The following is a 15,009-nucleotide window of genomic DNA, read 5'->3' on the forward strand; positions in this document are numbered from 1 at the left end:
CTGATTACTTGCTATTAGTGCTTGCTGATGATGCGCGATAGGCTTCAATCAGTTCGATAAAGTGATTAAACAACGGAGCGGCATCATGCGGCCCAGGGCTAGCTTCAGGATGTCCCTGGAAGCTGAACGCTGCTTTATCAGTGCGGTGAATCCCTTGCAGGGAACCATCGAATAGGGAGACGTGTGTGGTGCGCAAATTGGGCGGTAATGTCGTCTCATCAACAGCGAAACCGTGGTTCTGTGCGGTGATCATCACACAGTTTGCATCCAAATCCTTCACTGGATGGTTACCACCGTGATGACCGAATTTCATTTTTACCGTTTTCGCGCCGCTCGCCAGAGCCAACAACTGGTGGCCTAAGCAAATACCAAACACCGGGATATCTGTTTCTAAGAAACGCTTAATCGCTGCGATAGCATAATCGCATGGCTCTGGGTCCCCGGGGCCGTTTGATAAGAAGATGCCATCTGGATTCAATTTCAGCACGTCTTCAGCTGGCGTTTGTGCCGGAACAACCGTCAAGCGGCAACCGCGATCCACCAGCATGCGCAAGATATTACGTTTCACACCATAGTCGTATGCCACGACGTGGAATGGCAACTCTTCAGCTTGCTTCGCCGCCGGTAAATCACCTTCTAGCGTCCAGCTACCTTGCAGCCAGTGATAAACTTCTTTGGTGGTCACTTCTTTCGCCAGATCCATCCCCTTCAAACCAGGGAACGCTTTTGCTTTTTCCAGCGCCAAAGCGGCATCAGATAAGTCACCCACAATAATGCAGCCGTTTTGTGCGCCTTTCTCACGCAGCAACCGAGTCAGCTTACGGGTATCGATATCTGCAATCGCCACAATATTGTGGCGTTTGAGATATTCGGATAAGCCTTCTTCATTACGGTAATTGCTAGCAATCAATGGTAGGTCACGAATAACAAGACCTTGGGCGTGTACTGCGGAGGATTCTTCATCGGAGGCATTAGTGCCGACATTGCCGATATGGGGATAAGTAAGAGTGACGATCTGGCGGGAGTAGGAAGGATCAGTGAGGATTTCTTGATAACCGGTCATCGACGTATTGAAGACCACTTCCCCCACTGCCGTACCCTCTGCCCCGATGGCCCGACCGTGAAATTGGGTTCCGTCTTCGAGAACCAATAGCGCTGACTTAATCAAAACACCCTCCAAGGAATAAACAGTCACATTATTTGCATATTAATTCATATCTAGCGATCTAAATCAATGCAAAAACCGCCCTCAAAGCTAATTTTTGGCAAATTGGGCGCATTTTAATGATGAGTGACGCTCTTGTCTAGCCAAAGTGCCATTTTTTCTCTGTTTTTTGCGCTTCTCATTAAAATGAGTCGATTATAGCGGCAAAAACACAAGCTAACTTAACATAGTAAACGGTTGCGAGGTGGAGTGGCTGCAAAATATCATTCTAAAGAGAGGAAAGTGAGCGTAAGTGCTGAACAAGAAGGACAAACAGTAGAAAATAGAGATTAGACATATAAAAGTAAGCATTTGATACAGAAAATGATACATAGATTATATTTTTAATAGAAAATAAAAAAGGACGATAAAATATCGCCCTGTTATCAAACAATTATGATAAAACAACCACATCACTGGCTGTGCTTTACACCTTTAAAGTTCATTCAAATTCAGTACATCTCGCATATCAAATAGACCATTATCAAACTTAGAGACCCAAACAGCTGATTTAACGGCACCATTAGCAAAAGTCATACGACTCGTGGCTTTATGGGTGATTTCAACTCGCTCACCGATATCAGCAAACATCGCCGTATGTTCCCCGACAATGTCACCTGCTCGCACTGTTGCAAAACCAATTGTGCCTGGCTGGCGTTCTCCGGTATGGCCTTCACGGCTATAAACCGCGCAATCTTTCAGTGAACGCCCCAAAGAATTAGCAATCGCCTCACCCATTGCCAGTGCAGTACCTGATGGCGCATCAACCTTATGACGATGATGCGCTTCGATAATCTCAATATCAGTATAATCGCCCATCACTTTGGCCGCTTTTTCCAGCAGCTTAAGCACCACATTCACCCCGACACTAAAGTTTGCGGCAAACACGATACCAATATCAGTTGCTGCATCAGCGATAGCGGCTTTACCTGCATCATCAAAACCGGTCGTACCAATAATCATGGCCTTACGGTGCTGGCGGCAAATTGCCAAGTGCTCCAACGTGCCCTCTGGGCGAGTAAAGTCGATCAACACATCAAAATGATCAGTCACTTTAGATAAATCATCACTAACCACGATGTTCAGTAAACCCGTACCAGCCAGCTCACCCGCATCGCTTCCCACTAATGAGGAGCCTACGCGCTCAACAGCAGCCCCCAGAACAACACCTTGCGTCTGTGTAATTGCCTGAATAAGCTGTCGTCCCATGCGGCCACCCGCGCCGACCACCGCGATACGAATTGTTGAATCAGTCATTAGTTCTCCCAATATTGTGTCATCTGCCCTGACAAGGGTTCAGATTAGCTGCCCGCAGTGGACTCTGCCAGCCTATTTAATCTGTATTAGAAAAAAATGATATACACTCATTTTTATCAGTGAAACCACTTAATTCCTTACATTACATTCATTAACTCGTAAACCCACGGGGGCTACAGTTAATCAGATACTCAATTTATCCTAATCCTGCGCCATCCCCTTCATTTCGGGAATAACGGCTATTTCGCATATTCATGCAATTATGATGCTATATATTCTATCATTCGTACTACTTTGTAGTGCGGTTCTATACGTCGTAACGATAAAGCCCCCTTCCAGGCGTAAAAAAAGCAGCCACTAAGGGCTGCTTGATAGACAGTAACAAATACTTGTCAGAGAGAATAAACATCAATCAATCGATCTGTTTAACCTCAACGCGTAATTCTTTAGGTACTTCAAAAACGATATTTTCTTCACGGCCGCGCAGTTCAACTGACCCGCTTGCGCCGAAGGCTTGCAAGCGTGCAATAACTTGCTGCACCAGAATATCAGGAGCTGATGCACCTGCAGTCACACCAATGCATGTTGCACCCTGCAACCAAGACTCTTTAATATCATCCGCAGAATCAATTAGATAAGCTGCTTTACCCATACGCTGTGCTAACTCGGCCAAGCGGTTAGAGTTAGATGAGTTTTTCGAGCCGACCACCAAAACCACATCCGCATCATTCGCCAAATTCCGCACGGCTTCCTGCCGATTGGTGGTGGCGTAGCAGATATCATCTTTACGTGGACCGATTATTTTCGGAAAACGCTGCTGTAAGGCATCAATGACAGCAGAGGTATCATCAACTGACAATGTTGTCTGAGTCATAAAGCAGAGATTATTCTCGTCTTTAACCTTCAGTTTCCAAACATCATCCGGAGATTCAACCAAATACATTCCCCCTTTCGGGTTACTGTATTGCCCCATAGTACCTTCCACTTCAGGATGACCAGCATGGCCAATCAAGATAGCCTCTTTCCCTTTGCGGCTAGCGCGCGCGACTTCCATATGAACTTTTGTCACCAATGGGCAGGTGGCATCAAACAACATGGTTAAATCACGCGCTCGAGCCTCTGCCCGAACCGCTTGCGACACACCATGGGCCGAGAAAATCAGAATGGAGCCATCTGGCACCTCTGCGATATCCTCGATAAAAATAGCGCCGCGCTCACGCAAGCTATCCACCACATAACGGTTGTGCACCACTTCATGACGTACATAAATTGGCGCGCCATACATTTCTATCGCGCGCTCAACAATACTGATAGCCCGATCAACTCCGGCACAAAAGCCGCGTGGATTAGCCAGCAATATCTGCATGGACAGCCTCCTGTTGGGGGTCAATCTCCAGCACTTCAATTTCAAAGCTGATGACATGCCCGGCCAACGGGTGATTAAAATCAACAGTAATGGACTCATCTGCGACCTCCCGCACAACGCCTGGCATTTCACTGCCATCACGGGAGGTAAACAGCATGATGGTTCCGGCATCTGGTACACCGGTTTGTGCAAAATCACGTTGAGTAAAATACTGAATCAAATCCGGACTTTCCAAACCAAAGGCATCTTCAGGTTGCAAGGTAAAAGCGTGCTTATCGCCCACATTTAAACCCATCAACTGCTGTTCCAGCGCATCGGAAAGACTGTTATCACCTAAGCGAAACAACGCAGGCTTTCCGTGAATATGAGTGGATTCTGCCGTTGAGCCATCTTCCAGCTTCAGAGTGAAATGCACTAATACGGCGCTCCCCTCTTGTACTTGATGGCTTTGTTCCTGCTCGGACATATCACTCACCTTTATTCATGGCCGTTTTTTCAGCCGGACTTAAAAAGCCTTCAAATATCACCAACGCAGCACCGATACAAATAGCTGTATCGGCGATGTTGAATGTTGGGAAGTGCCAGTTATTGACGTGAAAATCGATAAAGTCGATTACCGCACCATGCACCATACGATCAAATAAGTTACCTAATGCGCCACCGATAATCAGCGCATAAGCGCAATTGAGCAGGCGTTGTTTGGCGGTAGAACGATACATCAGCACCATCAATATGACTGAAATACCGATCGCTATCCCCGCAAAGAACCAACGCTGCCAACCGCTTTTATCCGCAAGGAAGCTAAATGCTGCACCAAAATTCTGGGCATAGGTCAGGTTGAAAAAAGGAATCAGCGGCACAGATTCATACAGAGCAAAGTGAGTCATGACCCACTGTTTGCTACCGAGATCCAAAATCACCACCAGTACAGCCAGCCATAACCAGCGCAATCCGGTCGAACAAATAGGTTTACTCATCAGGCGTACTTACGCTCTTCACCGTCTCCGGCAACGTTAGTGACACAGCGGCCGCACAGCTCTGCATGAACCGCATCCAAACCAATGTCTTGCGTGTAATGCCAGCAACGCGGGCACTTCTCACCATCGGCTTTATTAAAGGTAATTTTCAGCCCAGCAATTAATTCACTTTGCTGCGCATCGTCACCCGCGTCGGCATAGTCTGCAACTTTAGCGCCGGAAGTCAGCAACACAAAACGCAATTCATCTTGTAAGCTGTTCAGGCGCTCGGCCAGTTCAGGTGTGGCAAACAAGGTTACTGCTGCTTCCAGCGAGCCACCAATACGTTTGTCGCTGCGCGCCTGTTCTAGCACCTTGTTCACTTCGCCACGCACTTTTAACAGCTCGGCCCAGAAAGTATCGTTCATGCTTTCATCGCCTGCCAACCCAAACAGCCCCTCATACCATTCTTCAGTAAAGACATACTGAGGACGTTGACCTGGCAGTTGATTCCAGATTTCATCTGCGGTGAAGGACATGATGGGTGCCATCCAGCGAACCAACGCTTCTGCGATATGGAATAAGGCGGTCTGGCAGCTACGACGGGCAACACTGTCGCCTTTCGCGGTGTACTGACGGTCTTTGATAATATCGAGATAGAAAGAACCCATTTCTACAGAACAGAACTGCATCAGACGCTGCACAACCAAGTGGAAATCGTAATTTTCATACGCGGCCATAATCTCGGCCTGAGCCGCTTGCGCTCGCCCGACTGCCCAGCGGTCTACCACCACCATATCTTCCGGTTTCACCTGATGCTGTGCGGGATCGAATCCGTTAAGGTTCGCCAGCAAGAAGCGCGCAGTGTTACGGATACGGCGATAGGAATCAGCAGAGCGTTTCAAAATTTCATCAGAAACAGCAATTTCGCCAGTGTAGTCGGTTGATGCCACCCATAGGCGCAGGATGTCGCCACCCAGTTTATTCATTACATCTTGTGGGCTGATGGTGTTACCGATGGATTTGGACATTTTACGCCCTTGACCATCAACGGTGAAACCATGCGTTAGCACCTGACGATAAGGTGCTTTACCTTTCATCGCCGTCGCAATCATCAATGACGACATAAACCAGCCGCGATGCTGGTCGGAACCCTCCAAATACATATCTGGAGAATGACCATTGAACTCAGGGCGCACATCCACTACTGAGGAATGGGTTGAGCCAGAGTCAAACCAGACATCCAGTGTGTCAGGAACTTTGACGTAGTCAGCAGCATCCGCACCTAAGATCTCAGCAGGATCAAGATCCCACCACGCCTGAATACCATCTTGCTCTACGCGCTTGGCCACTTCTTCCATCAGCTCAGTGCTGCGTGGGTGAAGCACTTCCGTCTCTTTATGAACAAACAGAGACATCGGTACGCCCCAAGTACGCTGGCGTGAGATACACCAATCTGGGCGGTTTGCTACCATGGTCTCGATACGTGCCTGACCCCAGTCCGGGATCCATTGCACGCCTTTGATCTCTTCCAAAGACTGCTTACGCAACCCTTTTTGATCCATGCTGATAAACCACTGTGGGGTCGCACGGAAAATGATTGGTGTCTTGTGGCGCCAGCAGCATGGATAACTGTGGACCAGTTTTTCTACTTTCAGCAATGCGCCTTTTTCGCGCAGCAGATCAACAATCACATCGTTAGCTTTAAAGACAAACAAGCCATCCAGCGTAGGGTAAGTTCCCGCCAAGTAGCAGCCGTTCGGTCCTACCGGGTTGGCAACTTCTAAACCGTATTTCTGGCCGATAACAAAGTCATCCGGACCGTGGCCTGGTGCAGTGTGAACCGCGCCAGTACCGGCATCCAGAGTCACATGGTCACCTAAAATCGCTGGCACATCAAAGCCCATAAACGGATGTGCAAAACGCAGCAGTTCAAGATCAGCACCTTTGCAGCTACCCAGAACAGTCCACTGGGTGATACCTGCACGCTTCATGACACTTTCAACCAAATCTGCGGCTAAAATCAGGCATTCACCTTCAATCTGCACCAATTGATAAATGTATTCAGCATTCAGTGAGATTGCACGGTTGGCAGGCAAGGTCCACGGGGTGGTGGTCCAGATAACCAGTGAAATCGGGCCGTTGACCTGAGTTACACCAAATTTTGCGCTCACGGTAGCTGTATCGACGGCATTAAAACGCACATCAATTGACGGAGATGTTTTATCGTAATATTCGACTTCTGCTTCAGCTAATGACGAACCACAGTCGGTACACCAGTGCACTGGCTTCGCGCCTTTATGCAGGTGACCGTTATCAATGATTTTGCTCAGTGCACGAATGATATTGGCTTCAGTCTTGAAATCCATCGTCAGGTAAGGATGGTCCCAATCGCCCAGCACACCCAGACGGATAAAGTCTGCTTTCTGACCTTCAACTTGTTCAGCCGCGTATTTCCGGCAGGCAGCACGGAACTCTGCAGCACTGACCTTCTCGCCCGGCTTACCAATTAACTGCTCAACTTTTAACTCGATCGGTAGACCGTGGCAGTCCCAACCTGGGATATAAGGTGAGTCGTAGCCAGCCATTCCTTTCGATTTAACAATAATATCTTTGAGAATTTTGTTAACAGAGTGACCAATGTGAATGTTGCCGTTCGCATATGGAGGGCCGTCGTGCAAAATAAAGGTCTTTTTACCCTTCTTGGCCGTACGAATAATCCCGTACAGATCCTGCTCATACCAACGTTTCAGCATGTCAGGTTCACGCTTAGCCAGATCGCCGCGCATCGGGAACCCTGTTTCAGGCAAATTCAGGGTATTCTTGTAGTCACTCATTAGATTCTCGGTTCCGTTTCGGCTAGAAATATTAAACCGGTGTCTTTAGCCCGAAAAATGTTCGGGCCGTCACCACATCATTGGCGATTTGCTGCTTCAACGCATCGAGCGAAGCAAAACGCTGTTCGTTGCGCAGTTTCGCGCGTAGCACCACATCAATATGGCGCCCATAAAGATCCATTGTTACATCAAGCAGATGAACCTCTAGCTGCTGGCGAATACCCGCAACAGTAGGCCGAGTGCCAATATTGGCAACACCGGGTAATGGCTTTGGACCCAAGCCATAAACATCAACCGCATACACTCCTTTGACTGGAGCAACTAAACGTTTTAACGGCAAATTTGCCGTCGGGAAGCCAATTGTGCGCCCCAGTTCGTCACCGTGAACTACACGGCCAGAAATACTGTATGGGTGGCCTAGCAGTGTCTCGGCCAACACCAAATCGTCGTCATTAAGTGCCTGACGAATCGCGGTGCTGCTGATACGCAGCCCGCCATCACAGAAGCTGTCCGTGCTGATAACATCAAAACCAAATTCAGCACCCGCCTGCTGTAATAGCTGAAAATCTCCCTGACGCCCTGCGCCAAAACGGAAATCATCACCAACGGTTAAAAACTTAACACCCAACTTCTCTACCAGCAACTGAGCAACGAAAGCTTGCGCAGTATTCGCCGCAAAACGCGGATCAAACTTAACGCACAATAAATAGTCAACACCGGCTTCGGCCAGATATTTCGCTTTATCGCGCAAACGCGTCAGCCGTGCTGGTGCTTTCTCTGCTGCAAACAATTCCAGTGGTTGCGGTTCAAATATCATTACCATAGCGGGCAAACCTAAACGCTGACCTTCGCGCTTTAGCTGCTCCAATAGGGCCTGATGTCCGCGATGGACACCATCAAAGTTACCGATAGTTAGCACGCAACCATGGTGGCGTGCCCGGATATTATGTATACCGCGAATTAGCTCCATAGCTGGCTCAAAACAGTGGAAATCGCCGGATTATACCTTGTACAGCGGTTAAGGTTAACCCGCGATTGGCACCTTTAACCGAAAGTCATACCATTTTGCCAATTATCTGCAGGTAAAATCCCTTTTACTGACTTTATCCTGTAGAATACGCACGCCGTTGAATACAGAAGCAGGTTGAGATTTTTACAAGAACCGCCGTCGAATCCCTGTGAGGCAGTGAACTGTGGAATTTTCTTTCGAAAGACTGTATTCCGCAGCGCGAAGCTGGTAAAATCCCGCTCCATCACAACGTAGCAAGTGCCGCCCGTACAAACGGCGCTTATTTGCACAAATCCATTGACAAACGAAGGCTAAAAGGGCATATTCCTCGGCCTTTGAATTGTCCTCAATAGAATATATTTGGGAGTTGGACCTTGGCTAATATCAAATCAGCTAAGAAACGCGCCGTACAGTCTGAGAAACGCCGCAAGCATAACGCTAGCCGTCGCTCAATGGTGCGTACCTTCATTAAGAAGGTGTATGCGGCAATTGCAGCTGGCGATAAAGACGCAGCGCAAAAAGCATTTAATGAAATGCAACCAATCGTGGATCGTCAGTCCTGCAAAGGTCTGATCCACAAAAACAAAGCAGCGCGCCATAAGTCAAACTTAGTAGCGCAAATCAACGCAATGCAGTAATTGCATTACGTCGACTGCTTAGTAAAAAGACCGGCCTAGGCCGGTTTTTTTACATTCTTTTTTAGCCTAAAATCTCAGCTGCTAAAAAGCGCAGAAAAATCCTTGTTACACACCCTCTTCACCGCCGGATGCTGGATCATACGCTCGGCAAAAATAACGTAATACTCTTCCTGTACATTATCTAAGCGACCAATTTCTATAATCTTGTCATCTTGGGCATAAGCATCAGCAGCATAAATGGTTGGTGCAACAAAAATGGCATTGTTATAGAGCGCAAAGGCATTCATCAATGCCGCATCATCAAACTCCCCCAAAATCTCCACTTTCAACCCTTTACTGTTAATCCAATTCAATAACTTGCGCCCCAACATTGAACGACGTCCAGGGATCAACAGGCGTTTTTGTTCTAAACATGCTGGAAACGGTAAATCAGGAACAGGCTGACGACAGTAAAAACTAACACTGCACTCCCCAAGTTTCACGGAGAACAGTCCTTCTTGCTGGCTGGAATCGACCGGGCAATCCGATAGAATCATATCCAGTTTATGTTGGCTTAATTGCTCTAGCAGCATTTCATGGGTCGATTCGAAACAACGAAGATGAATTTCTCCGTGGTCTGCCACAGCAGTTTCTAGCACTTGGCTAACCAGCCGCTTGGATAATGCATCTGCAACACCGACATCGAATAGCAAGTTAGATTCTTTACGGTAATTAACGATATCCAACATTTCATGACTGAGCATAAACATCTTATCGGCATAGCGAAAAACCAATTGCCCCAATTCTGATGGCACAAGTCCCCGCCCTTGGCGCTTAAATAGCTTGCCGTCCAAGCGTTCTTCCAATGCTTTAATTTGCCCGGTAATCGTTTGTGGTGTCAGAAATAAGGCTTCGGCCGCGCCAACGACTGACCCCTCCTTACAAACCTGCCAAAAATAATACAAATGATTGAAATTGATATGTGACATTCGCATGTTGTTATCTCCTTAACATATCGCAGAGCCAAACCGCTCCATGCACGACAAACATTCCCTGTTCCGAGACTTCACAAATTGAAAGCCGGGAAATCCATCAAATAAAACGCCAGTGCCATGACAAGTGGCACTGGCTATCAACTATTCATGCAATATGACTATTAATCAGCTCGTTGCTTTTTCTTCTCTGGCAAGGCCAAACGTAGCAAGCCATAGCCCACAACTGCGGCGGTGGTCGAGCCCAGTAATATGCCCAGCTTAGAATACGTCGTCAAAGCAATGTCTGCGCCTTCGAATGCCAGCGAAGCAATAAATATCGACATCGTGAAGCCGATACCGCATAACACCGAGACTGCAAAAATCTGCTTAAAGTTTATTGCATCAGGCAGTTTAGCAATCCCTAACTTAACCGCTAACCAACTAAAGAGGAAAATCCCCAATGGTTTACCTATAAACAGGCCGCTCGCAATCCCAAGAGGCAGTAGTGATGTCAGCCCTGCGAGGGAGACACCTTGCAATGAAACACCCGCATTGGCAAAAGCAAATAATGGCAAAATCAAATAAGCTACCCACGGATGTAGCCCATGTTCCAGAGATTCTGAAGGCGAACGTTTGTCTTTAGTATGAAGCGGTATCATAAAGCCCACAATCACACCGGCCAAGGTTGCATGAACCCCAGACTTCAAAATGCAGACCCACAGAACCAACCCGACCAACAGGTAAGCCGATGTTTTCCCAACTCCGCGCCAGTTCATATAACCCAGCAACGCAATGGCTGCGGCGGCAATCCCCAAGGCCGGCAGTGAAACTTCGTGGGTATAGAACAACGCAATGATGATGATCACGCCCAAGTCATCAATAATGGCCAATGCCAGTAAAAAGACTTTCAAACTGGTTGGAACTCGGTTCCCCAGTAGGGCCATCACCCCCAGCGCAAAGGCAATGTCGGTGGCAGCCGGAATTGCCCAGCCTTGGCGGGTCACTTCATCCGCGCCATTAAACAGTAAATAGATGAGCGCGGGGGCCAACATACCACCGAGGGCCGCAATTGCAGGAAAAACAGCTTTATCGCGCCCAGCGAGCGAGCCTTCCATTAACTCGCGCTTCACTTCTAGCCCGACAACCAGGAAGAATATCGCCATTAAGCCATCGTTAATCCACAGCAATAGTGGCTTGCTAATATCCAGTGACGCAATCTTTACCGACACGGGTACATCAAGAAATGTTTGATAAATCCCGTGAAGTGGGCTGTTAGCCATAAATAAAGCCACAGCCGCGGCAAAAATCAAGATTAAGCCGCCTGCGGCCTCTTGGCGCAAAAATTGACGAATCATGTTTGTCACAATGAATAACTCCTTACATCGGACAGTGAGCAAATGCTCGGCAAATCAATTCATAAATTTTAGGATAATCATTAGCTCGAAAAAAGTCGTTTTTATAGCAACAAATGCTCGGTAAAGCCGAGTGATTAGGGATGTACATCACAGGTAGTCATCTTTGACGATGAAAAAAATCCCCGATATGTATCGAGGATTTTAATTTTCATCTACTTTATTAGCGGATTAACCACTAAATCACGACTAGCGGGTCAGATCGTCAAAGAACTTCTTAACACCATCTAAAAAGCTTTTAGAACGAGGGCTGTTTTTCTCGCCCGCCGCACCGACAAAGCTTTCTTCCAGCTCACGTAACAGTTGCTTCTGTTTTTCGCTCAAATGGACTGGTGTCTCAACAACAACGCGACACAGCAAGTCACCTTGGCTACCACCACGAACAGATTTAACCCCTTTACCGCGCATACGGAACAGCTTGCCGGTTTGGGTTTCCGCAGGGACTTTCAGCTTAACCCGACCATCCAGCGTCGGGACTTCAATCTCGCCACCCAAGGCTGCCATTGCAAAGTTAATAGGCACTTCACAATAGAGGTTATTGCCTTCACGCTCGAAGATTGGGTGCGCTTTGACTTGAACCTGAACGTATAAATCACCCGCTGGTGCACCGTGTTCGCCTGCTTCACCTTCGCCACTTAAACGAATGCGGTCACCGGTATCCACGCCCGCCGGGATCTTAACCGACAGTGTTTTAGATTTCTCAACACGACCATGACCATGACATTTATTGCACGGGTCTTTAATGATTTGACCGCTGCCATGACAAGTCGGACATGCCTGCTGCACGGTAAAGAACCCTTGGCGCATATGTACCTGACCTGCACCACGGCAAGTCGAACATGTGACAGGGGAACTACCTGGTTTAGCACCGCTACCGTGGCAAACATCACATTCATTTAGCGTCGGGATACGGATTTCTTTGGTCACACCCCGGACAGCTTCTTCCAGTGTCAGATCCATGTTGTAACGCAGATCCGAACCACGGGAGGCACGTTGACGACGGCCACCGCCAAAGATATCACCGAAAACATCACCAAAAATGTCGCTAAAATCGGCACCGCCGCCGCCAAAACCGCCGCCGCCCATACCACCTTGTTCAAAGGCGGCATGACCATACTGGTCGTAAGCTGCACGTTTTTGCGGGTCAGTCAGAATTTCGTAAGCTTCTTTAACTTCTTTGAAATTTTCGCCGGTATCATTCTCGTCCTGGTTACGGTCCGGGTGATACTTTACCGCCAGGCGTTTATAGGCCTTTTTGATTTCACGTTCATCGGCGTCCTTTTTAACGCCTAAAACCTCGTAATAATCTCTCTTCGCCATTCTCTTTTTTTCCTACCCTTAACATGCGTGCACGGGCGTAGAGTTTCCTCGACGCCCGTGCTGGTTTCCAGCAACAGTAAGGCCTACCACTGCTGTGCCCGCTTAAGGGCGATTATTTTTTATCTTTCACTTCTTCGAATTCGGCGTCTACGACGTCGTCTTCTTTCTTAGCACTGGTATCGCCAGCATCACCACCTGCGGCAGCTTGCTGCTGCTGGGCCATTTCCAACAACTTGCCAGAAACCTGCACCAGAGCCTGAGTTTTCGCTTCGATTTCAGCTTTGTCTTCGCCTTTCAGAGCTGCTTCCAGCGCTTTCATCGCATCTTCGATTGCAGTTTTGTCTTCTGCCGGCAGCTTATCACCAGCCTCTTCCAACTGTTTACGAGTACCGTGAATCAGGTGGTCAGCTTGGTTACGGGTCTGTACCAGTTCTTCAAACTTACGGTCAGCTTCGGCGTTAGCTTCAGCATCACGTACCATTTTCTGGATCTCTTCCTCGTTCAAACCAGAAGATGCCTTGATGGTAATCTTCTGCTCACGGCCGGTATTTTTGTCTTTAGCAGACACATGCAAAATACCGTCGGCGTCGATATCGAAGGTGACTTCGATTTGCGCCATGCCGCGAGGTGCAGGCTGGATGCCGTCCAGATTGAACTGACCCAGTGATTTGTTATCCTGAGCACGTTTACGCTCACCCTGAAGCACATGGATGGTTACCGCAGACTGATTGTCTTCTGCAGTAGAGAACACCTGGCTGTGCTTAGTTGGGATAGTGGTGTTTTTAGTGATAAGCGGAGTCATCACACCACCCATGGTTTCAATACCCAGTGACAGTGGCGTTACGTCCAACAGCAGAACGTCTTTCACTTCACCAGACAGAACACCACCCTGCACTGCCGCACCAATAGCTACAGCTTCATCTGGGTTAACGTCTTTACGTGGCTCTTTACCGAAGAAGTCAGCAACTTTCTTCTGAACCATTGGCATACGAGTCTGACCACCAACCAGGATAACGTCCTGAATGTCAGAAACAGATAAACCAGCATCTTGCAGAGCCACTTTCAGTGGTTCAATTGAGCGGTTTACCAAATCTTCTACCAGTGACTCAAGTTTCGCACGAGTCACTTTGATATTCATATGCTTAGGACCATTGCCATCTGCTGTGATGTACGGCAGGTTGACGTCGGTCTGCTGGGCAGAAGACAGCTCGATTTTTGCTTTCTCAGCGGCTTCTTTCAGGCGTTGCATTGCCAGTGGATCGGTACGCAGATCCATGCCCTGATCTTTCTTAAATTCATCAACCAGATAGTTGATCAGACGGCTATCGAAGTCTTCACCACCCAAGTGGGTATCACCGTTGGTTGCCAACACTTCAAAGGTTTTTTCGCCATCAACTTCGTCGATTTCGATAATTGAGATATCGAAAGTACCACCACCGAGGTCATAAACCGCGATAGTACGGTTACCGACTTCTTTATCCAGACCGTAGGCCAAGGCCGCTGCGGTTGGTTCGTTGATGATACGTTTTACTTCCAGACCTGCGATACGGCCAGCATCTTTAGTTGCCTGACGCTGAGCATCGTTAAAGTATGCAGGTACAGTAATAACCGCTTCAGTCACTGGTTCGCCCAGATAATCTTCAGCCGTTTTTTTCATTTTCTTCAGCACTTCAGCAGAAATCTGCGGTGGTGCAATTTTCTGGCCCCGAACTTCCAACCAAGCATCACCATTATCAGCTGCAATGATTTTGTACGGCATGATGCTTTTATCACGCTGCGCTTCTTCGTCCTGGAAACGACGGCCAATCAAACGCTTGATCGCAAACAGTGTATTCTCTGCGTTAGTGACAGCCTGACGTTTAGCTGGTTGACCAACCAGAATCTCACCATCTTGGGTATACGCGATAATAGAAGGCGTTGTGCGATCGCCTTCGGCGTTTTCAAGCACACGCGCAGTAGTGCCATCCATAATTGCTACACAAGAGTTGGTAGTACCCAAGTCGATACCAATAATTTTACCCATCTAGAACGCCTCCACTAAAAAGTCATATTCGGTC

General features: G+C 47.9%; 12 protein-coding genes. 1 reads left to right on the plus strand and 11 read right to left on the minus strand.

The features are described 5' to 3' along the window. Positions 1–4: 4 nt before the first annotated feature. The 7 genes from carA to ribF all read right to left on the minus strand — a co-directional run bounded on the left by carA (position 5) and on the right by ribF (position 8,590). Entirely contained in the window at positions 5–1,168 is a 1,164-nt protein-coding gene (gene carA / locus ACIOG0_RS18335; RefSeq protein ID WP_050101743.1) for a glutamine-hydrolyzing carbamoyl-phosphate synthase small subunit, read from the minus strand. 471 nt (positions 1,169–1,639) lie between these two features. Next, the gene (gene dapB / locus ACIOG0_RS18340; protein WP_128451287.1) at positions 1,640–2,461 is read right to left on the minus strand and encodes a 4-hydroxy-tetrahydrodipicolinate reductase; all 822 of its coding nucleotides are present in this window, start codon (positions 2,459–2,461) and stop codon (positions 1,640–1,642) included. A gap of 412 nt (positions 2,462–2,873) precedes the next feature. Continuing rightward, complete coding sequence (gene ispH / locus ACIOG0_RS18345; RefSeq protein ID WP_050296353.1) at positions 2,874–3,827, minus strand: 4-hydroxy-3-methylbut-2-enyl diphosphate reductase; 954 nt, start codon at positions 3,825–3,827, stop codon at positions 2,874–2,876. Continuing rightward, positions 3,808–4,293, minus strand: a complete 486-nt coding sequence (gene fkpB / locus ACIOG0_RS18350) for an FKBP-type peptidyl-prolyl cis-trans isomerase (protein WP_128451288.1) — start codon at positions 4,291–4,293, stop codon at positions 3,808–3,810. The genes ispH and fkpB overlap by 20 nt, the downstream gene beginning before the upstream one ends. 1 nt (position 4,294) lies before the next feature. Then, a complete protein-coding gene (gene lspA, locus ACIOG0_RS18355) occupies positions 4,295–4,804 on the minus strand; it encodes a signal peptidase II (RefSeq protein WP_050101737.1) in 510 nt (169 codons plus the stop codon). Then, positions 4,804–7,620 (minus strand): isoleucine--tRNA ligase, encoded by a 2,817-nt coding sequence (gene ileS / locus ACIOG0_RS18360; RefSeq protein WP_128451289.1) that lies wholly within the window; start codon positions 7,618–7,620, stop codon positions 4,804–4,806. The genes lspA and ileS overlap by 1 nt, the downstream gene beginning before the upstream one ends. 31 nt (positions 7,621–7,651) lie before the next feature. After that, positions 7,652–8,590 carry a bifunctional riboflavin kinase/FAD synthetase gene (gene ribF, locus ACIOG0_RS18365; protein WP_050101732.1) on the minus strand — a complete coding sequence of 313 codons (939 nt, stop codon included), beginning with the start codon at positions 8,588–8,590 and terminating at the stop codon, positions 7,652–7,654. A gap of 413 nt (positions 8,591–9,003) precedes the next feature. Here ribF and rpsT point away from each other — a divergent pair, with 413 nt between their 5' ends. Next, entirely contained in the window at positions 9,004–9,267 is a 264-nt protein-coding gene (rpsT, locus tag ACIOG0_RS18370) for a 30S ribosomal protein S20 (protein ID WP_002220715.1), read from the plus strand. 74 nt (positions 9,268–9,341) lie between these two features. On the opposite strand, the gene nhaR is transcribed toward rpsT, so the two are convergent. The 4 genes from nhaR to dnaK form a co-directional block, all read right to left on the minus strand. Continuing rightward, complete coding sequence (gene nhaR, locus ACIOG0_RS18375; RefSeq protein ID WP_050101730.1) at positions 9,342–10,241, minus strand: transcriptional activator NhaR; 900 nt, start codon at positions 10,239–10,241, stop codon at positions 9,342–9,344. A 161-nt stretch (positions 10,242–10,402) separates the two neighbouring features. After that, the gene (nhaA, locus tag ACIOG0_RS18380; RefSeq protein ID WP_050140876.1) at positions 10,403–11,584 is read right to left on the minus strand and encodes a Na+/H+ antiporter NhaA; all 1,182 of its coding nucleotides are present in this window, start codon (positions 11,582–11,584) and stop codon (positions 10,403–10,405) included. A 237-nt stretch (positions 11,585–11,821) separates the two neighbouring features. After that, positions 11,822–12,952, minus strand: a complete 1,131-nt coding sequence (gene dnaJ, locus ACIOG0_RS18385) for a molecular chaperone DnaJ (protein ID WP_019211140.1) — start codon at positions 12,950–12,952, stop codon at positions 11,822–11,824. Between the two features lie 112 nt (positions 12,953–13,064). Beyond that, entirely contained in the window at positions 13,065–14,975 is a 1,911-nt protein-coding gene (gene dnaK / locus ACIOG0_RS18390; protein ID WP_050101728.1) for a molecular chaperone DnaK, read from the minus strand. Positions 14,976–15,009: the final 34 nt, after the last annotated feature.

The organism is Yersinia vastinensis (assembly GCF_044905075.1).
GTDB lineage: Bacteria > Pseudomonadota > Gammaproteobacteria > Enterobacterales > Enterobacteriaceae > Yersinia > Yersinia vastinensis.